A 24,036-nucleotide genomic window follows, 5' to 3' on the forward strand; every position below is an offset into this window, starting at 1 on the left:
CAAATTTTGAATTGGATTTAGCGCTTCCCAACTATTCTAAATAAATACACTTTATAGCCTCAACTATTTTGTTTAGCTGAATCGAGAGAATAAAAAAGCGTTCCTCAATCCTAAAATCGAAGAACGCTTGATGTGATTATTGTAAAACGGGTTACTGTAAATTACAACTGCCGTTAAAATCTGAGGCGTCAAAAATAGTTTTGGCGCTGCCTTTTAAATTACCCTGTACCACCTCGATGGTAAGTTGATTACTGCCAGAACGTTTGGGTGAACAGTATTCTAATAGGTAGTAGCTGTTGGCCTTACTATTAATCAAATCTCCGATCTCTTTGAATTTATCTAGTAGCTCACCAATATTTACTGCAGACACAAAGCTTGTTTTCCCTATCTCTTTCAATACTGGCTCATCAATTTCTCCGCCAAGGCCAATGGTGTAGAACGAAATGGAAGGATCAGCTTTTCTAACTGCTTCTAAAGCCTGTCCTTTTGTAGAACGGTTGGCTTGGTCGGTTCCGTCAGTAAAAATCACTACCGAATTCGACCCAAACTTATCTAACTCTTGCGATTGCCCCAGTCTTTGAGTTGCAATTCCTACACTTTGAATAACCGCGCCATAAAGGTTGGTAGAATTATCAGAACTCATAGAGGCGTTAATGTTGTCTATGGCCGTTTTTAATGTGGTAGTGTTGGACGTAATAGGCTGCAACTGCTTAATGTTTTGAGAGCCATCAAACCACCAGATTTCTACTTTTACGGCTCCTGCAGAAACTTCACCTTCAGAAGGTACTACTTCATCAATAAAACTTTTGGCTGCCGACTTTAGTGGGCCTAAATTCTGACTACTTAAAATACTTCCGCTCAAGTCGAGCAACAGCATGATGTTGTAATCTAAAACCTGTTCATTGGGCTGTATCTTTCTCGCAGCTTCAAACTCTGAAATCAGGCTTCCATTTTCGTAAATATTAAAATCAGCTTCTTTCAAACCAGACTTTCCTTTTCCCCCGCCATCTTGTACTTTAAAAAACACAGATACATTGGAAGGAAGGTTAGTGAATTGGTTTTCGATCGTTACTTGTAGTCCAGGAGTGGTGTCACTGTTTCCCCCGCAACTTTGTATGAGCATAAATAAAAAAGCAACCATTAGGCTTGCTATAATACGAATTCGCGTCATTGTTTCTCTAGGTTGGTACTTCACACTCAACCAAGAAACTTATATCAATATTGTGTGGTTAACAGCATAATTGATTTAATTTTGAACTTTAACAAAACCATGCAATATGAGAGTTACTACTACGTTCAAGGATGATTATGAATTCCAATCTGTGAATGAGCAGGGAAATGTTTTGGATATCGATATGTATTCTGGAGATGAGAAAAAACACATGTCGCCCACTCAACTGCTACTTTCTGGTTTGGCCGCTTGCGCTTCTGTCGACCTAGTTCAAATGTTAAAAAAACGTAAGAAAACAGTTAATGGTCTTACAGTAGTAGCCGATGGAACCCGCAGAGATGAACACCCAAGAGCATTCACTCATATCGTCTTAACATTTACAGTAAACTCTCCCGATGTTACAGAGGCAGAGTTTGAAAAAATGGGTCATTTGGCAGCTACAAAATACTGTTCTGTGGCAGGTACTTTAAATGCTGAAGTCGATCATAAATTCATAGTTAATCGAGCTTAAGTATCACCAGTGAGAGTTGTTAAGGAAATACCCAACAGTAATTGTAAAATCACTGTTTTTTCATGGAATGGGAAGTTTCTCATAAAATTAGAAAACGGTGGTTTTGAACAAACCTTTAAGGTGAGTGAGCTCGATGTTCTAGAGCAAGAGCTAGACGAAATACTAAACGAAACTTTTATTACAGAAGCTATTGAGCGATTTGACGACATGGCAAAATCGCTTCGCAAGGCCATGCCTTAGGTTGGAGGCGATTAATTTTTTGAGTAGAAATGCATAAGTAGTTCTGTATTTTTGCTATTGTTGTTGTCAAGCAATTGCTTTAGCTAAACGTAACATGATCTATTTTCTATTCTCATTAGCCGTAATTCTAGCATTTGTTTTAGCTTACTTTCTATTCCAAACCCATAAGAAAAAGACCCTTTTAGAAGCAGAGCTTAACCAAATAAAAGAGAGGTATGACGAGAATCAATTCCACTTGGATTTTTTCTTAGAACACACTTCTGACTTTCTATTCAAATTCAATCCAGAGGGAATAGTTACCTACTCGTCCATGAATGTGGTGAGAATAATGGGACGAAATCCAAACATAAGACTTGCCCATTATAGCAATAGTTATTCAGACAACCCCATCAATTTAAAGGCACGCGAAAGAATTGACGGATTCCTCGCTGGAAAGTATGACACGGTTCCTCCATACTTTGTTGAGGTTAATGATGCCAGGGGCTTTCCACATATGCTTGAGGTATTTCACAAGCCCATTTATAGCGATAAAGGTGAATTAACAGCGGTCACTGGAATAGCTAAAAATATTACCGGAATCTATAATGCCGAGTTAGAAATCAAGAAGTTTGAAAAAGAGCAAATCTTGATTTTAGATGCCATTCCCGATACCATGTTTACTTTTGATAAACAAGGTTTTCTGCTGAATTACCATGCTAAAAACGAGGTGTCAGATCCGCTTTCTGCTGAAAAGAAATTGGGAGAGAACATAGTAGACGTTTTTCCCGAAGAAATTATACCAGTAATGACCACGGGCCTAGAACGTGCGCATGTTACAGATGAGCTACAGACTGTTGAGTTTAAACTAGAAATAGGTAAAAAGGAGCTTTTTTGCGAAGGAAGGTTTATTAAACTCACTGATGATAGAATCCTTTTGATGATGCGAGACATTACTGCTCAAAAGCAATTGGAAGAAGGGTTGAAGCTTGCAAAAGAAGCAGCAGAGAATGCAAATCAGGCAAAGAGCACCTTCTTGGCTACGATGAGTCATAAAATTAGAACCCCTATGAATGGCGTAATTGGCATGACCAATTTACTGAACGAAACATTGCTAAATGCTGAGCAGCGAGATTACGTAGAAACCATAAAAGTAAGTGGAGAAACATTACTTCGAATTATCAACGACATTCTCGATTATTCCAGAATTGAGTCTGGTAAGGTTACTTTAGAAGACTCAGTATTTGGTCTTAAAAGAGTAGTGGAAGAATCACTGAACCTAGTGGCTTATGAAGCCAAGGGTAAAAAGGTTGGATTGAACTTGTACATTGACGAAAATGTACCAGAGTTTTTCTATTCCGACAGGAATAGACTCGGGCAAATATTGGTTAATCTACTTTCCAATGCTGTTAAGTTTACAGAAAGAGGGTTTGTGTCCGTTAAAGTTTCTTTAATAGAGTTTAAAGAAGACACAGTCAATGTAGAATTCAAAATTCAAGATACAGGTATAGGCGTAGCTAAAGAGGATATTAAAAATCTCTTTAAGGAGTTTACCCAAGTAGAGTCGTCTAACTCCAGAAGGTTTGGTGGTAGCGGTCTGGGTTTAGCAATTGTAAAGAATTTATTGAAGCTATTTAACGGTAAGGTTTCAGTTCAAAGTGAATTAGGCAAAGGCTCTCTGTTTACTTTTAATGTTTACCTTAAAACCCCGGTAGGGGAAATGACCGAAGAAGAAAGGAAAACGGCTGGTGGATTAAGTCGTTATGAAGTAGATAAATTAGGAGATGTTCTTTCAGGTAAATATCCTTTGAAAATTCTTTTGGCTGAAGATAATGGAATTAATAGTAAGCTAATATGCCTTATTCTTGAGCGTATGGGCTATGTGCCAACCTTGGCCAAAACAGGTCAAGAGGCCCTTTCTCAAATGCTCGATCAATCGTATGATGTAATTCTAATGGATGTGCAAATGCCTGTAATGGATGGCATTGAAGCCACCAAAAGAATTAGAACACTGAACCTCAACCCTTCACCTTATATTATTGGTATTTCAGCCAGTGCTTTCGATGAAGACATTGAAAATGCAAAGCAAAGTGGCATGGATGATTACTTGATTAAACCACTAAAATTTGAAGCCCTAAGAAGTAAACTTATTGAAGTAGGGCAAATGCGCTTTCCTTTTGTGTCTTGAGTTTCGTTCATAGCTTTACGGCATGAATTATTTTGTAACAGCCATTGGTACTGATAGTGGAAAAACTTTGGTTTCCGCAATTTTGGTAGAGGCACTGAAAGCGGATTATTGGAAGCCTGTACAAGCAGGAAAACCATTAGATACCACTACAGTTAAAGAGTTGGTGAGCAATGAAATCACGAAGTTCCATCCTGAAACTCACATCTTTAAACTTCCAGCTTCACCACATGCAGCAGCAAAATTCGAACATTTGGCTATACAGCTAGATGACTTTGTGCTTCCAGAAACCACTAATGATATAGTAATCGAAGGTGCTGGAGGGGTTTTAGTGCCAATTAATCAAGATGATTATGTGATTGATATTGCTAGAGAGTTATCTGCTCCAGTAGTTCTAGTAGTGAACCTTTATTTAGGGTGCATTAACCATACTTTACTCACCATAGATTACTTAAAGCGAAATGAAATTCCAGTCTTGGGAATTGTTTTTAACGGAGAATCAAACTTCGAATCCGAAAGTATTATTGAGCAAAAATCTGGTTACAAAGTTTTGCTAAGACTACCAAAACTAAGCATGATCAACAAAAATATAGTGAAGTATTGGGCAGACGAGTTGATGTTGAATTGGTATGAGTGATTGGATAAAAAGAGACAGCGAAGCAATTTGGCATCCGTTTACGCCATTAAGGGGAATGGAAAACCCACTGATGGTAGAAAGGGCAGAAGGAGTATACTTATATACGAGTGATGGTGCAAAAATTATTGATGCTATATCTTCTTGGTGGGTAAACTTGCATGGGCATAGTCACCCTTACATTGCCAAAGCCATTGCTGCCCAAGCTTCAAGTTTAGAGCACGTAATTTTCGCTGGATTTACCCACGAACCAGCGATAACCCTGGCAGAGAGGTTATTGAAAATTCTACCTGAAAATCAAACCAAAGTATTTTACTCCGACAATGGAAGTACTGCTACGGAAGTAGCTATAAAAATGGCTTTTCAATACTTCTATAACCAAGGAATTAATAAAAGAAAAATTATAGCCATTGATGGAGCTTATCATGGTGATACATTTGGCGCCATGTCGGTAGGAGAAAGAGGGCCGTTTACCGAGCCTTTCGATCCTTATTTATTCGATGTAAGCTTTGTAGATTTTCCTGAAGAAGGCAAAGAGGAAGCAGTTTATCAGCAATTCAAAACTTTGGTAGAAAAAGGTGATGTTGCCGCTTTTATCTTCGAGCCAATTATACAAGGAGCATCAGGCATGAGAGTGTATAGCAAAACCTTACTCGATAGGATGATTGCTTTAGCGCAATATCATGAAGTAGTGTGTATTGCAGATGAAGTAATGACTGGCTTTGGACGTACAGGAAAGCTCTTTGCTTCCTATTGGCTTACAAACAAGCCAGATGTATTCTGTTTATCAAAAGGGCTCACTGGTGGGGCTATGGCCATGGGGGTTACTACTTGCACAGAAAAAATTCAAGCAGCCTATCGTTCAAATGATTTAATGAAGACCTTTTTTCATGGTCATTCATTTACCGCAAACCCAATGACCTGCGCAGCTGCAAACGCGTCATTGGATTTATTGCTTACCAAAGAAAGTGAAGAGAATAGAGCACGGCTAAATCAGAAACACATTTCCTTTTTGAAGGAAATAGAAGGCCATGCTATGGTAAGAAAGGCCAGAGTGCTGGGTACAATTTTGGCTTTTGAAATGAACACAGAAAAAGATACTTCCTATTTCAACGAGGCACGCCATTATCTCTATCCATATTTTATTAGTAAAGGAGTTCTGCTACGCCCATTAGGAAATGTGCTTTACTTGATTCCTCCCTATGTAATTAGCGATAGAGATTTGGACTATGTGTATCAAACCATATTAGACTTCTTAAATCACCCACCAAAACCAAACGAAATTCAGGCTTAGAAACTCAAGTTATCTTTGAAAAAAAGTACTTAGTTATGTCTGAAAAACTTGGTTTCAGTAAACCTATGAGGTAAATTTATCCTTCGCGCCAAAAAGCTAGGTTTTGATACCGAGTATTGATTTTATTTTTAACTTTATGCGCTTAAAGTACCCACAGTAATAAACCCGGTTTTTATGAAGTTTATCGTTTCTTCAGCAGAATTGCTAAAACGCCTTTCCAATATCAATGGAGTAATCACTACCAATCCGGTGGTGCCAATCCTTGAAAACTTTTTATTCGAAATTAAAGATGGGCTTTTGACCATCACTGCTTCCGATCTTCAAACTTCTATGATTACAGAGATTGATGTAGAAGCTAAAGAAAATGGAAGTATAGCAGTTCCTGCGCGTATCCTAATGGATACCCTTAAGAACTTGCCAGAGCAGCCTGTTACGTTTACAATTGATAGCGAAACTTACAGTGTTGAAATTAACTCTGATAATGGTAGGTATAAGTTGGCGGGCGAAAACGCTACTGATTTCCCTAAAGTACCAGAGGTAACAGATGCCTACCAAGTAGATATGTCTACAGAGGTGTTGAGCAGTGCTATTAACAACACAATTTTTGCAACGAGCAACGATGAGTTGAGGCCTGCTATGACTGGGGTGTACGTAAAACTAGCTGAAACAAATACCACTTTTGTGGCTACAGACGGTCATCGTTTGGTACGTTATAGAAGAGTAGATGTAGCTTCTGATACAGGAATGTCAATTATTATTCCTCGTAAAGCATTAAACTTGCTCAAGTCTACCTTGCCTTCTGAAAACTCAAATGTGGTGGTGGAGTACAATGCATCTAATGCCTACTTCCACTTCAACGCAATTAAAATGATATGCCGTTTGATCGATGAGCGTTTTCCAGATTATGAAAATGTAATTCCTTCAGACAACCCAATCGAAATGAAAATCAATAAAAGCGAACTTTTAGGTTCGTTGAAAAGAATTTCGATTTACGCCAATAAAACTACACACCAAATTAGGTTGAAAATCACTGGTAGCGAACTAACTGTTTCTGCTGAAGATTTAGATTTCTCTAATGAAGCAAAAGAAACTTTAGCTTGTGAGCATGAAGGAGAGGATATCGAAATTGGATTCAACGCTAAATTCTTGGTTGAAATGTTGAGCAACCTTCATTCTAAAGAAGTTACACTTCAAATGTCGGCTCCTAATCGTGCTGGACTTTTGATTCCTGGTGACAAAGATGAGAGTGAAGATATTCTAATGCTGGTAATGCCAGTAATGTTGAATAACTACTAATTTGACATTGAGCAAAAGACAATGAAAGGAGCTTTAAGCTCCTTTTTTATTTTCAATCCTAAATTTTGGTAACTTCGTCAATTAAAACTGAAAAGTGCTATCTAAAAAAACCCAATACGCGTTCCATGCTTTAACCTACTTGGCCGAAAATCAAGATAAGGGGCCTGTGCTTATTTCTGAAATTTCAGAAGAAAGGAAAATTTCATTGAAATTCTTGGAGAACATTCTTTTGGAGTTGAAAAAATCTGGAATTCTAGGCAGTAAGAAAGGAAAGGGTGGAGGTTACTACCTTATTAAACCACCAGAAGAAATAGGTTTGGCAAAGATAATCCGTATGCTCGATGGCCCCATTGCACTGCTCCCATGCGTAAGTTTAAACTATTATGAGAAGTGTGAAAACTGCCAAGAGGAAATTTGTGGGCTGAATGTGGTGATGAGCGAGGTGCGCGACAATACGCTTAAAGTGTTGGAAAACAAGTCTTTAAAAGACGTTCTCCGAGAGCATTAAAAAAATTTTACTTATTAGTCTATTAAAATGGTAGGGAATACATACTTTTGTATCCTCAATGTTTCAATAAAAAGGAACCACTATGTTTTTAGACTCAGTCGTAAAAGGAAGAATCGAGAAAGAGGAGCAACGTGATAGCAATCTCAAAAGCATTTTAAAAACGATCAGCTGGCGAATCGTTGGTACGGTGGATACCATAATGATCTCCTATTTCATTACTGGAGAAGTGGGCTTGGCCCTTTCAATTGGATCGGTTGAAGTATTTAGCAAAATAGTGCTTTACTATTTCCATGAGCGTATTTGGTCTTCTGTTAAACTGAAAAAGTAGCGAGATGAAAGACAAGATAGAAGAATATAATAGCCGATTTTCTGGCCTTTCAATAGGAGAGGTAATTGATTCACTCACACAAGAATTTCCCGCTCAGGTTAAATTTTCAAGTGCTTTTGGGCAAGAAGACCAGGTCATTACCGATATCATATTTCGTAAGCAGTTGGCGGTAGAGGTTTTTACTTTGGATACTGGTCGTTTGTTTCCAGAGACTTATGACTTAATGGAAAAGACAAGGGTGCGCTATAAGCAGGAAATAACAACCTACTTCCCAAAGTCAGAAGATGTTGAGCCACTAGTGAGTGAGAAAGGTTTTTTCAGCTTTTACGAATCGGTTGAGAATAGAAAAGAATGCTGTTACATAAGAAAGGTAGCACCCTTAAAACGGGCATTGAGAAATACCAAAGTTTGGATTACAGGCTTGAGAGCTGCTCAATCGGATAATCGCCAAAATTTAGAACTGTTTGAATGGGATGAAGGCAATCAGGTGATAAAATATAACCCCATTTTAAATTGGAGTTATGAGGCCATGTTGACCTATCTGGATGAATATAAAGTGCCCTATAACACCCTACACAATAAAGGTTTTGTCAGCATTGGTTGCCAACCTTGCACAAGGGCCATTACGCCCGAAGAGTCTCCAAGAGCAGGCCGTTGGTGGTGGGAGAGTTCGCAAAAAGAATGTGGTTTACACGCAGTTACAATCAAGAAATAAATAGAGATATGAATGTTTTTGACGGACAATTTCCACGTGAGTTGGAAGATGAGTCCATTTACATAATGAGGGAAGTAGCAGCCCAGTTTGAAAAACCTGTGTTATTGTTTTCAGGAGGAAAGGACTCTATTACTTTGGTGCGTTTGGCCGAAAAGGCTTTTTACCCTGGTAAAATTCCATTTCCACTTTTGCATGTAGATACAGGGCATAATTTTCCAGAAACCATTGCTTTTCGCGATGCATTGGTAGAAGAGCTTGGGCTCGAATTGCATGTGCGCTATGTACAAGACTCCATTGACAAGAAAATAGCAGTGGAGGAGTCAGGAAAATATGCTAGCCGAAATGCACTTCAAACAGTGACATTACTGGCAGCTATTGAAGAGTTTAAGTTTGATGCCTGTATAGGTGGGGCCAGAAGAGATGAAGAAAAGGCAAGGGCCAAAGAACGTGTTTTTTCGGTACGAGATGATTTCGGTCAATGGGATGCCAAGAAACAACGTCCTGAACTTTTTGATATGCTCAATGGAAGAATAAATGTAGGCGAAAACGTTCGAGTATTTCCTATCTCTAATTGGACAGAGATTGATGTCTGGAATTATATCAGAGAAGAAAAACTTGAAATACCCTCCATTTATTATGCTCATGAGCGAGAGGTTTTTCAGCGAGATGGCATGATTTGGCCAAACTCTACTTTTATCAATAAAGATGAAAACGAAAAAATTGAAACCCGCACAGTACGATTTAGAACTGTTGGCGACATGACCTGTACTGCCGCAGTAGAATCTGATGCAGATCGAATAGAAAGAGTGATAGAAGAGATTTTGAGTGCCACAATTTCCGAACGAGGCGCTAGAATTGATGATAAACGTTCGGAAGCAGCCATGGAAAAGAGAAAGCAGTATGGATATTTCTAACAAAAAAGTTTTACGCATAGCCACAGCTGGAAGTGTAGATGATGGCAAAAGTACACTGATTGGAAGGTTGCTTTTCGATACCAAATCCATTACTTCTGATAAGTTATTGGCAATTGAAGAAAGCAGCCGTAGAAAGGGGCTTGATTATACGGACCTTTCATTGCTGACAGATGGTTTGGTGGCGGAAAGAGAGCAGGGAATTACGATTGACGTGGCGCACATTTATTTCGCCACCAAATCAAGAAAGTACATTATTGCCGATACCCCAGGGCATATTGAGTACACACGCAACATGGTAACGGGAGCGAGTAATGCAGATGTATCATTGATTCTTATCGATGCCAGAAACGGGTTAGTAGAACAGACCAAAAGGCATCTTTACATTGCTCATCTTTTGCGAGTGCCTAAAGTAGTGGTCTGTGTCAATAAAATGGATTTAGTTGATTACAGCCAAGCACGTTTTGAAAGTATAGTGAATGAAGTGAAAGCCTTGGTAGATAAAGCATCATTAACTGGTTTTGATATTTCGTTTCTTCCAATCAGTTCACTTTACGGTGAAAACATTATTACAGATAGTGAGCACATGTCTTGGTATTTAGGCGATTCATTGATTGAGGCGCTAGAATCAGTTGAAGTAAAATCTCATCAAACGGATTTACCAACTAGATTTCCTATTCAGCATGTAATTCGACCCAAAACAAATGAACATCATGATTATAGAGGCTATGCAGGCAAAGTAGCGAGTGGCACATTAAAAGTAGGGGATAAGGTAACGGTTTTGCCATCTGGGGCAGTGTCAGAAATTAAATCTATTCAAAAGTATAAAACAGAGCTGAAAGAGGCCATTGCTGGAGAGTCAGTGAGTATTTTATTGAAAGATGATGTAGGTGCTAGCAGAGGTGATATGTTGGTGAAAGAAGGTAGTCTAAACTTTGGTAATGAAATTACCTCTGATGTTTGTTGGATGGACAATGCTCCATTGGTGGCAGGAAGGACTTATAAGTTACAACACGGTGTAAGCGAATCTAGGGTGAAAGTTCTCGGTTTAAATCATAAGGTGAATACGGAGAGTTTGTTAGTGGAAACAAATATCTCGGGTTTTCAATTGAATGATATTGGAGAAGTAGTCCTTAAATCTTCCAAGCCTGTTTTAGCAGACTCGTATAAGCAGAATAGAAGAAATGGTGCCTTTATTTTAATTGATGAGTTTACCAATAATACTGTAGGAGTCGGCTTTGTAGCTTAGGCTTCATCTAAAATAAATTTCCACAGATAGGTGTAATGGGGTTGCTAGCGCATTTTGGCTTCAAGTATAAAGTCAATATCTAAGGCAACCTCGTGCACTTCCTCTAAAAGCCTGTTCAATTCGATTTCGTTTTCAATCAGGTTGAGGATGAGGTTTTTGAATTCTACACTTTTTATTCGGTCGTAGCTCACCACTTTCTGTAAACCAAAGTCCACATCTTTAATAAGGAAGTCGTTGTAATACTTCTCCTTCATGCTGGCATGATATAGAGCCACCTCCTTCAGGGCAATGTATTTGTTTTTTAGAGTGATTAGGTCATTCTTGATGCTTGAATTACCAGAAGTATAATTGGTGTTGAGGTAAAAGTTCAGTCCTTCAAACTGGATGTTTGGCTTATATGTTTTATTAATTGCGAAGAGGTACTTAGATATTTCTTCATTTTCTAAATCTCCCTCAGTATATAGGTAGCCATCAGAATAAAGAATTTGAGCCAATTGGTTTTCATTCTCAAGCAGTTCTTTACGCTCGTCTAGTAACGACTCAAAATCTTTCATATTCAATTCAAGCTCTGTATGTACCTTTTCAATAGCGCCCTTTTCTAGCTTGAGGTCCTTTGAATCTTCATACAATACATTGAGCTGATAGGCCACGGTAATTCCAAAAATCACAATGAAAATTTCTATGGTATAAGTGATTACATCGGCTTTTTTGATTTTGGCAAGCCTGCGAGAAGTTCCAAATTTCATTCTGTTCCGTGGTTTTACATTGAATATAAAGCAATTGATTAATAATTGACAAAGAAAATTGTCTTGGGATGCTTATGAAATCATGCTTTCAAGAATTACTCCTACGTAATAAGCTAAAACAGCAGCCGATCCGCCCAAGAAAAGGGTTTCCAAAACGCCTCGCACACGACTGGTAGAAGTTACATAACTCTTAGCGTAACCAATAGCGCCAAAAGCCACAAAGGTGAGAACAGAGGAGTAAAGAAATAGGTCGGCATCGAACCCTCGCGTGTAATCAATCACATAAACAATGAGTGGGATAAAACCCATTAGTAGAAATGAAATGAAAGTGACTAAGCCCATTTGAAAAGGTGACTTTGTTTCTTCCATCATTTCAAGCTCCTCTTTCATCATTACGTCTACCCAGCGATCTTTGTCTTCCGTGATTTTATCTACCACTTGCTCTAACAGCTCACCCTCAAAACCTTTGGCTTGATAAATTTCACGAATTTCTTCACGCTCTTTTTCTGGCAAATGATCCACCTCCCAGTATTCAATTGCTTTATGTTTTTCGTAATTCTGTTTTTCTGATTTGGTAGAAAGATAGCTACCAACCGACATGGCAAAACCATCGGCAAAGAGGTTGGCAAAACCAAGAATAATTACCACAGCACTATCGAGGTTAGCACCAGCAGCCCCTGCCACTACAGCAAAGGTGGTTACGCTTCCGTCAATACCGCCATAAATAAATTCACCTATGTACTCTTGAAATTTTGAGAAGAAGGATGTTTTACCGTGTAAATGGGCTTCGTGATGTTTCTTGCTCATGTTGGTTTGAGTAATTGGGTTGAACCTGAAAATTCACTCAATATAACATGATTGGTTTTTCTAAGCCCTATTGTCTTTGAATCTTAGCCCCTAAAGCATTCAATCGTTTGTCGATGTGCTGATACCCTCTGTCGATTTGCTCAACATTGTCGATTACGCTAGTACCTTCGGCAGAAAGTGCCGCAATTAATAAAGCCTGCCCTGCACGAATATCAGGAGAAGTCATTCTAATGCCCTTAAGCTTTTGTTGGCGGTTTAAGCCAATCACAGTAGCCCTATGCGGATCGCAAAGAATGATTTGAGCGCCCATGTCAATAAGTTTATCGACAAAGAAGAGGCGGCTTTCAAACATTTTTTGATGAACCAATACGGTACCTTTGGCCTGAGTAGCCATTACCAAAATAATGCTTAGAAGGTCGGGCGTTAAGCCTGGCCAAATGGCATCGGCAATGGTCATGATAGAACCATCAATAAAAGTTTCTATTTCATAATGATCTTGACCCGGTATAAAGATGTCGTCACCTCTAAACTCCATTTGAACTCCCATTTTTCTGAAAGTTTCAGGAATTAAACCAAGCTGATCGATTCGGCAATCCTTAATGGTGATTTCAGACTGTGTCATGGCGGCCATACCAATAAAACTGCCTATTTCAATCATGTCAGGCAGCATAGTATGTTCCGTTCCCCCTAGGGAATCAACACCTTCGACATGTAATAGATTGGAGCCAACGCCAGTGATTTTTGCGCCCATTCGATTGAGCATAGCACAAAGCTGCTGTAAATACGGCTCGCAAGCAGCATTATAAATGGTGGTTTTTCCTTTCGCCATTGCTGCGGCCAAAAGAATATTGGCTGTACCTGTAACAGAAGCTTCTTCTAAAAGCATGTAAGTGCCCTTTAGCTGGGAAGCATCAATATGGTACATACCAGTTTCGGCTTCGTAAAGAAAACGAGCGCCTAGCTTTTGAAAACCAATAAAGTGAGTGTCGAGCCTTCTACGGCCAATTTTGTCTCCTCCTGGTTTAGAAATTTTGGCCTTTCCAAAACGCGCCAAGAGCGGCCCTAAAATCATTACCGAACCACGGAGCGATGAGGCTTTGGTTCGGAATTCTTCTGTTTCTAGGTAATCAATATCTACATTTTTTGCACAAAAGCGGTAACTCTCACCACCCAAGAATTGTACTTCGACACCCATGGCGCCAAGTAATTCAATCAGTTTGTTTACATCACGAATGTCGGGAACTTTGTGAAGTGTAACTGGTTCGGGGGTGATTAAAACGGCACACAGAATTTGTAATGCTTCATTTTTGGCACCCTGAGGAGTGATTTCACCATTCAGCTTGGTACCGCCTTCAATTACAAAAGATGCCATTGATTATGCGCGTCTACGTTTTGTGTAATTCTTTTTTCTGTTTTGGTTAGACGACCCAGAAGACTGTCTTCTTTCTCTAACGTTTGTGTTAAACAGACCTTCTTCCTTGATTTTCTCAATATTTACTTTCAATTGACCCTTAGACATTCTGTGAATGTGCTGAGCAATTACTTCATCTTCAATATTGTCTTTGTTCCAGTTAGAAAAGAAGCTTTTCATTAGACGGCCGATGTGAATAATGGCGGTTTCACGCGATTCTTCATCTTCCATTTCTACAGCTAATTTCACCATCATTTCAAGATTTCTACCGTAATGACGGAACTTGATTTCATCGGTTTTGTAAGCCATGCGCTGTGGTTTCTTGCCGATCGACTCTTTTTCAGGCATAGGAAAAGGAGACTCTACGTCTAAATCAAAGCGTGACATGATGTACAAATCATCCCATACTTTTTGATCGTATTCAACATTTTCGCGAAGCAAATTGGGGTTGATCTGACGCATTAGGTCAGTAAGCGTTTGCGCATATTGGTTACGCTTTTCTTTGTCTTCAACGGTTTTGATATATTCAACCAGTTTCTGTACGTTTCTGCCGTACTCCTTCTGGATTACATCTTCTCTTTGGGTATTATATTCTAAACTCATGTTTTCAGTTTTCACTACGAAATTAACAATTATTCTGGAAGAAGAAGGTCTATTTACTGCTAGATATGAATCGGTTTGAGTACCGAATTATAAAATTGATCCTTCCTTCGGACTAATAAAACTTCAACGCTTATGGCGCTAGCTTGTTATGGCAGTAAGTTAATTCTTTTTTACTCTACTATCCTAAGCTTCGCAAAACTCAATAGCAGGGTTTTCTCACCAAAACTTTCAAAAATCACTCTCGCTTTTTTGTTCGAGCCTTCCACATCCATTTTATGCACCTTGCCAAAACCAAATTTAGGGTGCTCTACTTTCATTCCCTCCTTAAGGTTTGAAATATCACTAGGGGTGAAATTATCAGATGGCTTATGATACGACAAAGGCTTTTTAGGCGCTGTATTTCTATTTGCGATTAAATTTCGCGCATAGTTTGAACCCACCTCTGGCGCATTTCTGCTTGGGCTAAAGCTTGAAGGCTTTTGTTCTCTGCTTCCGTATTTTGTATTTACTTTAATATAGCTTGGATCTACTTCTTCAATAAATCGGCTGGGTTCGCAATTGAGCAAACGACCATAACGGTAGCGCGATAAGGCATAGGAAAAATAGAGGTTTTCTTTTGCCCTAGTGATAGCCACATAGAACAGACGCCTCTCTTCTTCTAAATCTGCTCTACTGCTCATCATCATTTGAGAAGGGAAAAGGTCTTCTTCCATTCCCACAATGAACACATTATTGAATTCAAGCCCTTTGGCTGAGTGAATTGTCATCAAAGTAACCACATCTGTTTCTTGGTTGTCTTTGTCACTGTCGGTTAGCAAGGCAATGTCTTGCATAAAGTTGTTCAGTGATTTATCCTCAACTTCTGGTGTATCTACAAATTCTTTAATGGCGTTTAATAACTCTTGAACGTTCTCATAACGGTTCAAGCCCTCTATGGTCTTGTCTTCATAAAGCTCTTTTAACAGGCCAGAGTTTTTAGCGATATGGCTGGCGGTTTCAAAGGCGTCTTTTGTTTCAACATAAATTTTGAAGCTCTTAATGAGCGTTACAAAGTCGTTGATAGCATTGGCAGCTCGGCCGGGTAAAAAGGAATTTATATTGGTGAGCACTTCCCAAAGTGGAATATCATGCTCGAAGGCCGCCACCACAATTTTTTCTACAGAAGTTGGCCCAATGCCTCGTTTTGGCAAGTTGATGATTCTTCTGAAAGATTGCTCATCATTAGAATTGATGGCAAATCGCAGGTAACCCATCAAATCCTTAATTTCCTTTCTTTGATAGAAAGAGAGCCCACCATAAATACGATAGGCAATACCTGATTTTCTTAAAGCTTCTTCAATGGAGCGCGATTGGCTATTTGTTCGGTACAGAATAGCGAAATCCTCGTTTTTGTAGTTGCGATTGGCCTTTTGTTCAAAAATTTCTGAGGCTACAAATCGTCCTTCCTCATTGTCTGAAACGGATTTGATTAGTTCAATTTGATTACCATCATTATTGGCTGTCCAAACGGTCTTTTTTAGCTGGCTCTTATTTCTTCCAATTACTGAATTTGCCGCGTTTACAATATTTTGAGTAGAACGGTAATTCTGCTCCAATTTGATGACTTTCAGGTCTGGAAAATCCTTTTCGAAATTCAGAATATTTTCAATGTCGGCTCCGCGAAAAGCATATATACTTTGAGCATCGTCTCCCACTACAGCAATATTTCTATTTACCGCAGAAAGCTTCTTGGTAATCAAATATTGAGAAACGTTAGTGTCTTGAAACTCATCTACAAGTACATACCTGAATCTATGTTGGTATTTATTCAATACGTCCAAATGATCTCTAAACAACACATTTGTGTTGAAAAGTAGGTCATCGAAGTCCATAGCATCTGCCTTTTTACAGCGCAAACTATAGGCTTTGTACAGCATTCCCATTTCAGGTTTCATAGCCGAATCATCGTCAGCCTTGTAAATGGGATTGGTAGTGTATTCTTGCCAAGAGATTAGCCTATTTTTGGCACTAGAAATTCTGCTGAGTACCGTATTTGGCTTATATATCTTATCGTCTAATCCGTATTCTTTAACAATATTTTTAATGAGCGATTTAGAATCGTCAGTATCGTAAATGGTGAAGTTACTTGGGTAACCTAGTTTACCTGCTTCAGCCCTTAAAATTCTGGCAAATACAGAGTGAAAAGTCCCCATCCATAGATTTCTGGCATTGGAGCCTACTACACTCTCAATCCTTTCACGCATTTCTTTTGCTGCCTTATTGGTAAAGGTGAGGGAAAGAATATTGAAGGGGTCAACACCTTTGTCCTGCATTAGGTAAGCGATTCTATAGGTAAGTACCCTTGTTTTTCCGGAACCCGCACCAGCAATAATCATAGTAGGGCCTTCCGTGTTCACTACTCCTTCGTATTGGGGTTCATTAAGGGAAGAGAGGTAATCCATTCTGCACAGTTTTCAACCTGCAATTTAAGCTTTGATTCTAGTTTTTGGCTATTAAACTATAGAAGTATTGCTCATAATTTAGAATTGTATTCTCCATGCTGAAAGTCTCGAAGGCAGTGGTTAATCCGTTTTCTATGAACTTGTCTCTGGTAGCTTGATTTGTGAGTAACTCCTTTATTTTAGAAGAAAGCTCTGTAATGTTTCCGTTTTCGAAGAGAAAACCGTTGTAATCGTTTTGAACTACATCGGCTATACCTCCAAAGTTGGTGGCGATTACGGGGCATTTCATGGCCATGGCTTCAATCAACACCAAACCGAAGCCGTCCATGGTGGAAGCAAGAGTGTTAATATCGAACAAACGGTAGAGGTTGAGTACTTCTTTTCCAGAAACATCGCCCAAGCAAATCACTTCATTCTTTATGCCAAATTGGTCTATATAAGGCTGTAGTTGACTTTGTTCAATTCCTGCAAAAACGAGTTTAATACTTGGGTCGTTGAGTTGGGCAACGGCTTCAATAATTTGAGGCTGCTCTTTAAAGCGAGAAACACAACCGATTACTTTTTCTGTTGCTTTGATCTTAAGCTGTTGTCTGAATTTCTCTACGGTTTCCTTATTCCATTGTGTCAGGCGTTCTGCAGGAATACCGTTATGAATTACTTTTAAATGATTTTTGGGATAGCCCTTTTCTGTGAAAATGGTTTTCAAGCCCTCACTGATTACCACAATTCCAGCAGTGTTTCTCACATAAAACCATTTCTGTAGCCAACCGCCAGCACTCAATGGATTTTGTCTTCGGGTATGTACAATCTCTACTTTAAGATTATACCTCAGTTTAGAGAAAATGGCAGTATAGCGATCGTAACTCGATTGGGCATTAATCACTTGAATACGATGTCTTTTCACTGCATCCCGAATCTGCCGCCAGTTCTCGATATCGAACTTTCCTTTGAAGGTCATTGGGATTCGCTGCGCTTTGCTGCCTTCCAGCAAATCCCAAATGAGCATGTCTTGTCTGCAACCCACAAAAACCTCGTGCCCCTTTTCTGCCAGCCCTTTTGCTAAATAGGCAATAGAGTTAGTAGAACCTGCCAAACCACCTTGGTAGGTAATAAAAAGAAGCCTGAGTTTGTCTTTCGGCATATTTTAGAATTGCACTGTGCTTATTAGCCTTTCCAGTTTGCTGGGTCTTGTCTCCACTTTTCTAAGGAAGCTAAATCGTCTTGATTAACGTATCCGAGTTCCTTGGCTTTTTCAAGCATTACTGAATAGTTACTTAAGCAGTGAAGCTTTATTCCAGCCTTCTCAAAATTATCGTCAGCTAAAGGGAAACCATATGTAAAAATGGCCAACATACCCAGCACTTCGTACCCAGCAGCTTTTAGTGCTTCTGCGGCTTTTAACGAACTTCCTCCAGTAGAAATCAAATCTTCAACAATTACTACTTTTTGACCAGGCGCAACTTTTCCTTCAATTAGGTTTTCCATGCCGTGTCCTTTTGGCGAAGAACGCACATAGATAAATGGAAGGTCGACTTCATCGGCAAGCAAAGCACCTTGCGGAATACCAGCAGTAGCTACTCCAGCAATCGATTGGGCTTCTGGATATAGTGATTTACAAGCTTCGGCAAGTGCCTTTTTTATGTAAGTTCTGGTAGCAGGAAATGAAAGCGACATGCGGTTGTCGCAATAAATTGGTGATTTCCACCCTGAACTCCATGTAAAAGGTTGAGATTTATTAAGTTGAATTGCTTTTATTTCTAATAAGTCGGAAGCAACTCTTAGTGCTGTGTCTTTAGGGGTGCCTGTTTTTTCCATGGCACGAATTTAAGGGATTTTTTTTCTGAAATTTATAAACCGAACACAGGTATTGTTCTTAAAAAATATTTCATATTAGCAAAAAATAGCGCTCACATTAGATGAGAATATACATCAAAGATAAGCCACTTCGGATCAAGCGCCCGGAGGAAGTTAAAGATCACTCTAAATTCGACCTTGTTATAAACGTTGATGATATTATTCTGAATGAAAAGGCATTCAGAGGTAATATGCTGATTACGAATGCTTCGCAAGGAATGATAAAGTCACTGCTCTTTATTTTACACCATAGCAAATTGAAAGGCTTTAAATCGGTTACCCTTATTACTCCCGAATATGAGGAGACAGTCAATTTGATTAAGGGCAAGTTTAAAATTATTAAAGCAGCTGGTGGAGTAGTAGAGAAGGATAATAAAGTGCTGATGATTCATCGCTTAGGCATGTGGGATTTTCCTAAGGGCAAAATCGAAGGGAAAGAAAGCGTTCAGGAAGGTGCCAAAAGAGAGGTGGAAGAAGAGTGTAATGTTAAGGTGCGAGTAAAAGATCAGGTTTGTGTTACTTGGCACACTTATGTAAGAGGAGGGAAGGATATTCTGAAGAAAACGAGTTGGTTTTTGATGGACAGCCTTGATGATTCTAAGATGAAGCCTCAGCTTGACGAGGATATTGATGAGGTAAAATGGATGAACTCTAACGAGGTAAACGTAGCGCTTTACAATACCTATCGTTCAATCCAACATGTTTACAAAAAGTATAAGAAAAAAAGAGGGAAGAAGGCTGTTTAAAGCTCGTAGGGTAAGAATTCTTGCACATCACCCCCATATCGATGTACTTCTCTAATAATAGTAGAGTTAACAGATGACAAAGCAGGAGAAGTAATTAGAAATACAGTTTCTAATTCAGCGTTTAGATGTCTATTTACTTGAGAAATACTGTTTTCATACTCAAAATCCGTTGTATTCCTTAAGCCTCGAATAAGGTACTTAGCCCCCATTTTGTCTGCCAAAGTAGCTGTGAGCTCATTGTAAACCACCACTGAAACTCGTGGAATATCTTTAAAAGTCTCATTGATTTTTTTTACCATAAAATCGATGTCAAAGTATCGGTTTTGTTTGGCGGTATTATAACCAATAGCAATCACTACCTCATCAAAAAGGCCAAGAGATCTAAGTACAATGTCTTGATGCCCTTTTGTGAAAGGATCAAAAGAACCTGGGAAAATAGCAATGCGCTTCATAGCAATGAGGTGTTTGTTATGAATTAGAGGTTAAGAAACTTCCGAATATTTCTACATGTTCGTAAAGTTCTATTTCATCAAACTGATGACTCATTTTAAATTGAGTTGACCTTTTACCTAAGCTAAGGTTTTTAAAGTACTTTTTCAGTAATGGTTCCAAGCTTTTTAGTTTGTCTTGAACCGCCCAAAGTACAATGGGAGTGTCCTGACCTTCTTGGCTAAATTGCTGAATAGACATCAGAATTAATTTTGGCAACTGTTTTATGTCACCAATTTTGAACTGGTTGTAAATCATCAACTTTTGTCCATTAAAGCCAGCTAGCATTAAGGTGTCAGAATTACAGTTGAGATACAAGGCAGGCTTTGCAACTTTAAGCAGCTTACTCTCAATGCTATTTAAGAAAGTAGAGCCTTCATGGAAAACATGAATGCTGGCCTTTTTATATTTTGAGAAAAACCAATCTTGAATAGCAGCGGGGTAACCAAAAACGTAAGTAGCTGCTAATGATTTATGTTGCCGTATTGCATAGTTATCCAAATCAGGATTACTATCTGTATTTAGCTTGATGTAATTGTAGGCCGAATCTTCGTCAAACAAAAAGCTTGGTACCAAACAAAATTGGTTGTTCCTGATATGAATATGTATGGTAGGCCAAAAACCAGCAGGTACTAGCTCATGCTGATCATGAATTTTGTTTAAGAAATCAATTGGGGAGGATTCTATCAGGTAGTTTTCGAATAGTAGCAATTTCTGCTTCTGTTCGTCAAATATCGTGATTTGACAATCGTGTTCACCAATAAAAAACGAAAGACGACATTGATCTATATGATCAATGTCCATTCTTTCGTCTTTAATTTTTATGAGTTGTTGGTTTTTAACAGTACTCACTATAATGATTTACTACCAGTTACCTGAAGTGGTAATCTCGGTTCTAGAACCGAAACGTAAAGGTCTTCTATTTTTAATTTCGTTATCCTCTGTTCTGGTTCTGTCAAAAGGATAAGTATCAACTACCTCAATATAATCTACATTAACACCAGAACGAACTGAATCTTTAGCATAAAGCGAAAAGAATTTGTCTTGTGCATGAGGTAATCTTGGTAAATTCATTGGGTTGAAATTAGGCGATTTAAACAGTGAATCTCTCACTGTTCTAAAACCTAGCGTATCATACGTAAAGGTTGAAATTTCTTCCCCATAGGCTTGTGGAGTGATCGTTTCAGTTCTTTGAATCAACCAGATTTTACCGCTGTCTACATAGGCAATTAGTTTTTCCCAAGTATCGGCATAGTCACCGTAAGTAACTTGATAAGCAATTTGGGCATCACGAATGAGTTCAAGTTTGGTTTTCACCGTGTTTTCTACTCTTTCAATTTCTTTTGCTTTCTGAATGGTTGAGTTAATACTGTCATAAAGGAAATAGCCAAATGCGATGGCTCCAATGAATATGACTACAGTAAGGATTTTAGTTAGGCTCATTTTTAAGGTTGATCTTTTTGCGAAAATAACTATTTTATTAGGTAACTGAAATAAATCGAACTGCTATTTTATGCAATTCTAATGAAATTTGAAATAGCCAGTCTGATTTAAAAGGCTTTCGAAACTAGTAATATTTTGAATAACATAGTGCAACCGATCGTTAGGGATTTGTTTTATTTCTTCAAAGGGTTTAAAATCGGTTTGAGTGATAATCTGAAAATCAGCCTCCATTTCCGGATCAGCGCCTTTTTTGAGATTTCCGCCCGTTATTTTTACTTCAAAAAATAATTCAATGCCGTGTAGTGGCGGATCGAGGTATTCATGCACAAAAAGGAATCTCTCCACTTCAATTTCCAAATGGGTTTCTTCCATAAACTCCCGCTTTAGTGCTGCGTGGGCACTTTCACCATATTCCATACCTCCGCCCGGTGGAGCCCACAAGGAACCATCTTTTCCCAAGGCGGTATGGTGAACCATCAGCAGGCCTTCTTCGGTAATGCATATTCCGCAAACCCGAACCCGAAGTTTTTCGCCATAATTAGATTTGATTTTGGATTCCAGTGAGTCCATAAGTAGGAGATACGATATATTTGTCCAAAATTGAAAAGATGATAAAGGTATTGAATCCCAACTTTAAATCAAGAATCGAGAAATTCCTCGAAAGGCAATATTTCATGAAGCTTGTGGGCTTTGATTTGAATGTGATTGAAGCAGGAACTACTGAGGGGTGGCTGACTTTGACGCAAGAGCATCAGCAACAAACTGGTTTGGTACATGGAGGCGTTACGGCTACAGTGGCAGATATTGTTGCGGGCTTTGCTGCATATACGGTTGTACCAGAAGATCATCATGTGGTGACAGGGGAGATCAAAATCTCTTATTTCTCTAAAGGAAAGGGAGATAGACTTCATGCCATTGGCAAAGTGATTAAACAAGGTAGAAAACTGAACTTTTGCGAGGCGGAAGTCTGGTGCTTAGATGGAGAGAAAAGAACATTGATTGCAAAAGCCACCACGACAATGGCCACTATTTTTCCTGAAGACATTTCACGCGCTAAGCAATAACCATTGGCAAAACCTTCTGAAATATTATTGAGCAAATTCCCTTTTGAGCCCACTTCTGGTCAAAAGGAGCTTTTCCGTATGTTCGATGAATTTCTTCTGGACAAAGATTTAGTAAAGCCAACACTGACTATTCGAGGTTATGCCGGAACAGGAAAAACCACTGTGATTGGAGCGGTGGTGAATATGCTTCCCTTCTTCAATATGAAGTATGTTTTGATGGCGCCCACAGGCCGTGCGGCCAAAGTGATGTCTTCTTATTCCAAACGCACGGCTTTTACGATTCACAAAAAAATCTTCCAGCAAACAGAAGAGCCTGGGGGAAGTCTCCGTTTTTCGCGTCAGAAGAATTACCACACCAATACGCTTTTTATAGTCGATGAAGCTTCAATGCTTTCCGATCAATCGGATTACGGCACAAAGGGTTTATTGACCGAGTTGATGGACTACGTGTTTGAAAAGGAGGGGAATAGGCTTTTGCTGATTGGTGATGTGGCCCAGCTTCCACCAGTAGGCAGTACTGAAAGCCTAGCGTTGGAAGCCTCTTATCTGAAACACAATTTCAAAACGGATAACTTTTCCATTGAGCTAACCGAAGTCATGCGGCAGGAGGAATCTTCTGGTATACTTTATAATGCTACGCAACTTCGAAAGGAACTCAGTAAAGAGAAGTTCGATATTAAATTTACCACAGGTCAGTTTAAAGATATTTTTAAAATGACTGGAGAAAGGCTAGAAGATGGCCTTCGCTATGCCTATGATAAGTATGGAACTGAGAATACAGTAATTGTTTGTCGGTCGAATAAAAATGCGGTGCAGTACAATCAATACATCCGCAGGGCGATTCAATATAGAGAAGACGAATTGGAGGCGGGCGATATATTGATGATTGTTCGGAACAACTATCACTATTTACCAGAGAATACGCCTGGTGGTTTTTTAGCGAATGGAGATTTTGTGGAGGTGATGAAAATCGTTCGGTTTGAAGATGTTTACGGATTGCGTTTTGCAACCCTGAACCTCCGATTACTCGATTACCCTGACCACGAACCTTTCGAAGCCAAAGTAATTTTAGACACCCTCTATACGCCAGAAGCTTCATTGCCAAGTGCAGATCAAAAGAAGCTTTATGAGCAAGTGGTAGAAGATTATGCGGATGTAGAATCGAAAGGGGAGCGGATAAAATTGATTAAAAAAGATCCTTATCTGAATGCCCTACAAGTGAAATTCGCTTATGCGCTTACTTGTCATAAATCACAAGGTGGACAATGGGAGGCGGTTTTCGTAGACCAGGGTTATCTAAATGAAGAAATGATCGATCAGGATTATTTGCGTTGGCTATATACAGCCGTTACCCGTGCCTCAAAAGAACTTTTCCTCGTTAATTTTCATCAGAAATTCTTCTGATTATTTTCCT

General features: G+C 39.0%; 26 protein-coding genes. 14 read left to right on the forward strand and 12 right to left on the reverse strand.

All coding sequences use genetic code 11. The features are described from left to right. Window positions 1-151: 151 nt before the first annotated feature. Window positions 152-1,171 carry a VWA domain-containing protein gene (locus tag AAC026_RS05625; protein WP_339695728.1) on the reverse strand — a complete coding sequence of 340 codons (1,020 nt, stop codon included), beginning with the start codon at window positions 1,169-1,171 and terminating at the stop codon, window positions 152-154. A 106-nt stretch (window positions 1,172-1,277) separates the two neighbouring features. Between AAC026_RS05625 and AAC026_RS05630 the strand changes: the two genes are divergently transcribed. From AAC026_RS05630 to AAC026_RS05680, 11 genes are all read left to right on the forward strand, one after another. Then, window positions 1,278-1,682, forward strand: a complete 405-nt coding sequence (locus AAC026_RS05630) for an OsmC family protein (protein WP_339695731.1) — start codon at window positions 1,278-1,280, stop codon at window positions 1,680-1,682. A 9-nt stretch (window positions 1,683-1,691) separates the two neighbouring features. Continuing rightward, window positions 1,692-1,922 carry a hypothetical protein gene (locus tag AAC026_RS05635; RefSeq protein ID WP_339695734.1) on the forward strand — a complete coding sequence of 77 codons (231 nt, stop codon included), beginning with the start codon at window positions 1,692-1,694 and terminating at the stop codon, window positions 1,920-1,922. 94 nt (window positions 1,923-2,016) lie between these two features. Beyond that, the gene (locus AAC026_RS05640) at window positions 2,017-4,086 is read left to right on the forward strand and encodes an ATP-binding protein (RefSeq protein ID WP_339695737.1); all 2,070 of its coding nucleotides are present in this window, start codon (window positions 2,017-2,019) and stop codon (window positions 4,084-4,086) included. Window positions 4,087-4,108: 22 nt separating this feature from the next. Beyond that, window positions 4,109-4,720, forward strand: a complete 612-nt coding sequence (gene bioD / locus AAC026_RS05645; RefSeq protein ID WP_339609001.1) for a dethiobiotin synthase — start codon at window positions 4,109-4,111, stop codon at window positions 4,718-4,720. Continuing rightward, the gene (bioA, locus tag AAC026_RS05650) at window positions 4,713-6,011 is read left to right on the forward strand and encodes an adenosylmethionine--8-amino-7-oxononanoate transaminase (RefSeq protein ID WP_339695740.1); all 1,299 of its coding nucleotides are present in this window, start codon (window positions 4,713-4,715) and stop codon (window positions 6,009-6,011) included. The genes bioD and bioA overlap by 8 nt, the downstream gene beginning before the upstream one ends. A gap of 174 nt (window positions 6,012-6,185) precedes the next feature. After that, window positions 6,186-7,307, forward strand: coding sequence for a DNA polymerase III subunit beta (gene dnaN / locus AAC026_RS05655; RefSeq protein ID WP_339695743.1), 1,122 nt, complete (start codon window positions 6,186-6,188; stop codon window positions 7,305-7,307). 94 nt (window positions 7,308-7,401) lie between these two features. Further along, a complete protein-coding gene (locus AAC026_RS05660) occupies window positions 7,402-7,815 on the forward strand; it encodes an Rrf2 family transcriptional regulator (RefSeq protein WP_339609335.1) in 414 nt (137 codons plus the stop codon). A gap of 82 nt (window positions 7,816-7,897) precedes the next feature. Next, window positions 7,898-8,143 (forward strand): DUF2061 domain-containing protein, encoded by a 246-nt coding sequence (locus tag AAC026_RS05665; protein WP_339609334.1) that lies wholly within the window; start codon window positions 7,898-7,900, stop codon window positions 8,141-8,143. A 4-nt stretch (window positions 8,144-8,147) separates the two neighbouring features. Then, on the forward strand, window positions 8,148-8,858 hold the full coding sequence (locus AAC026_RS05670; RefSeq protein WP_339695746.1) for a phosphoadenylyl-sulfate reductase: 711 nt from the start codon (window positions 8,148-8,150) through the stop codon (window positions 8,856-8,858). 8 nt (window positions 8,859-8,866) lie between these two features. Continuing rightward, window positions 8,867-9,772: a sulfate adenylyltransferase subunit CysD gene (gene cysD, locus AAC026_RS05675; RefSeq protein ID WP_339696021.1), complete on the forward strand. Its 906-nt coding sequence runs from the start codon at window positions 8,867-8,869 to the stop codon at window positions 9,770-9,772. Continuing rightward, window positions 9,717-11,018 carry a GTP-binding protein gene (locus AAC026_RS05680; RefSeq protein WP_339695749.1) on the forward strand — a complete coding sequence of 434 codons (1,302 nt, stop codon included), beginning with the start codon at window positions 9,717-9,719 and terminating at the stop codon, window positions 11,016-11,018. The genes cysD and AAC026_RS05680 overlap by 56 nt, the downstream gene beginning before the upstream one ends. A 44-nt stretch (window positions 11,019-11,062) precedes the next feature. Here AAC026_RS05680 and AAC026_RS05685 read toward each other — a convergent pair whose 3' ends face one another. The 7 genes from AAC026_RS05685 to pyrE all read right to left on the reverse strand — a co-directional run bounded on the left by AAC026_RS05685 (window position 11,063) and on the right by pyrE (window position 18,841). Continuing rightward, entirely contained in the window at window positions 11,063-11,764 is a 702-nt protein-coding gene (locus AAC026_RS05685; RefSeq protein ID WP_339609328.1) for a hypothetical protein, read from the reverse strand. Window positions 11,765-11,836: 72 nt separating this feature from the next. Next, entirely contained in the window at window positions 11,837-12,571 is a 735-nt protein-coding gene (locus AAC026_RS05690) for a VIT1/CCC1 transporter family protein (protein ID WP_339609326.1), read from the reverse strand. Window positions 12,572-12,638: 67 nt separating this feature from the next. Beyond that, complete coding sequence (murA, locus tag AAC026_RS05695) at window positions 12,639-13,943, reverse strand: UDP-N-acetylglucosamine 1-carboxyvinyltransferase (RefSeq protein WP_339695752.1); 1,305 nt, start codon at window positions 13,941-13,943, stop codon at window positions 12,639-12,641. 3 nt (window positions 13,944-13,946) lie between these two features. Beyond that, on the reverse strand, window positions 13,947-14,585 hold the full coding sequence (locus AAC026_RS05700) for a DUF4290 domain-containing protein (RefSeq protein ID WP_339609322.1): 639 nt from the start codon (window positions 14,583-14,585) through the stop codon (window positions 13,947-13,949). 170 nt (window positions 14,586-14,755) lie between these two features. Further along, a complete protein-coding gene (locus AAC026_RS05705) occupies window positions 14,756-17,026 on the reverse strand; it encodes a UvrD-helicase domain-containing protein (RefSeq protein WP_339695754.1) in 2,271 nt (756 codons plus the stop codon). A gap of 37 nt (window positions 17,027-17,063) precedes the next feature. Then, entirely contained in the window at window positions 17,064-18,167 is a 1,104-nt protein-coding gene (locus tag AAC026_RS05710) for a glycosyltransferase family 4 protein (protein ID WP_339695756.1), read from the reverse strand. Between the two features lie 23 nt (window positions 18,168-18,190). Further along, window positions 18,191-18,841: an orotate phosphoribosyltransferase gene (pyrE, locus tag AAC026_RS05715; protein ID WP_339609722.1), complete on the reverse strand. Its 651-nt coding sequence runs from the start codon at window positions 18,839-18,841 to the stop codon at window positions 18,191-18,193. A 101-nt stretch (window positions 18,842-18,942) separates the two neighbouring features. On the opposite strand from pyrE, the gene AAC026_RS05720 reads away from it, so the two are divergent. Further along, window positions 18,943-19,626, forward strand: coding sequence for an NUDIX domain-containing protein (locus AAC026_RS05720; protein WP_339609720.1), 684 nt, complete (start codon window positions 18,943-18,945; stop codon window positions 19,624-19,626). On the opposite strand, the gene coaD is transcribed toward AAC026_RS05720, so the two are convergent. From coaD to AAC026_RS05740, 4 genes are all read right to left on the reverse strand, one after another. After that, complete coding sequence (gene coaD, locus AAC026_RS05725) at window positions 19,623-20,078, reverse strand: pantetheine-phosphate adenylyltransferase (RefSeq protein ID WP_339609718.1); 456 nt, start codon at window positions 20,076-20,078, stop codon at window positions 19,623-19,625. The two genes, AAC026_RS05720 and coaD, sit on opposite strands and share 4 nt — an antisense overlap. A gap of 16 nt (window positions 20,079-20,094) precedes the next feature. Then, entirely contained in the window at window positions 20,095-20,967 is an 873-nt protein-coding gene (locus AAC026_RS05730; protein WP_339695759.1) for a DUF3822 family protein, read from the reverse strand. A gap of 12 nt (window positions 20,968-20,979) precedes the next feature. Next, the gene (locus AAC026_RS05735; RefSeq protein WP_339609714.1) at window positions 20,980-21,558 is read right to left on the reverse strand and encodes a hypothetical protein; all 579 of its coding nucleotides are present in this window, start codon (window positions 21,556-21,558) and stop codon (window positions 20,980-20,982) included. Window positions 21,559-21,636: 78 nt separating this feature from the next. Continuing rightward, window positions 21,637-22,128 (reverse strand): NUDIX hydrolase, encoded by a 492-nt coding sequence (locus AAC026_RS05740; protein WP_339695762.1) that lies wholly within the window; start codon window positions 22,126-22,128, stop codon window positions 21,637-21,639. A gap of 38 nt (window positions 22,129-22,166) precedes the next feature. On the opposite strand from AAC026_RS05740, the gene AAC026_RS05745 reads away from it, so the two are divergent. Both AAC026_RS05745 and AAC026_RS05750 read left to right on the forward strand, forming a co-directional pair. Next, entirely contained in the window at window positions 22,167-22,622 is a 456-nt protein-coding gene (locus AAC026_RS05745) for a PaaI family thioesterase (protein ID WP_339608065.1), read from the forward strand. A gap of 3 nt (window positions 22,623-22,625) precedes the next feature. Continuing rightward, on the forward strand, window positions 22,626-24,026 hold the full coding sequence (locus tag AAC026_RS05750; protein ID WP_339695765.1) for an AAA family ATPase: 1,401 nt from the start codon (window positions 22,626-22,628) through the stop codon (window positions 24,024-24,026). Window positions 24,027-24,036: the final 10 nt, after the last annotated feature.

It is taken from the genome of uncultured Roseivirga sp., from assembly GCF_963973945.1.
In the GTDB taxonomy this organism is placed as follows: Bacteria; Bacteroidota; Bacteroidia; order Cytophagales; family Cyclobacteriaceae; genus Roseivirga.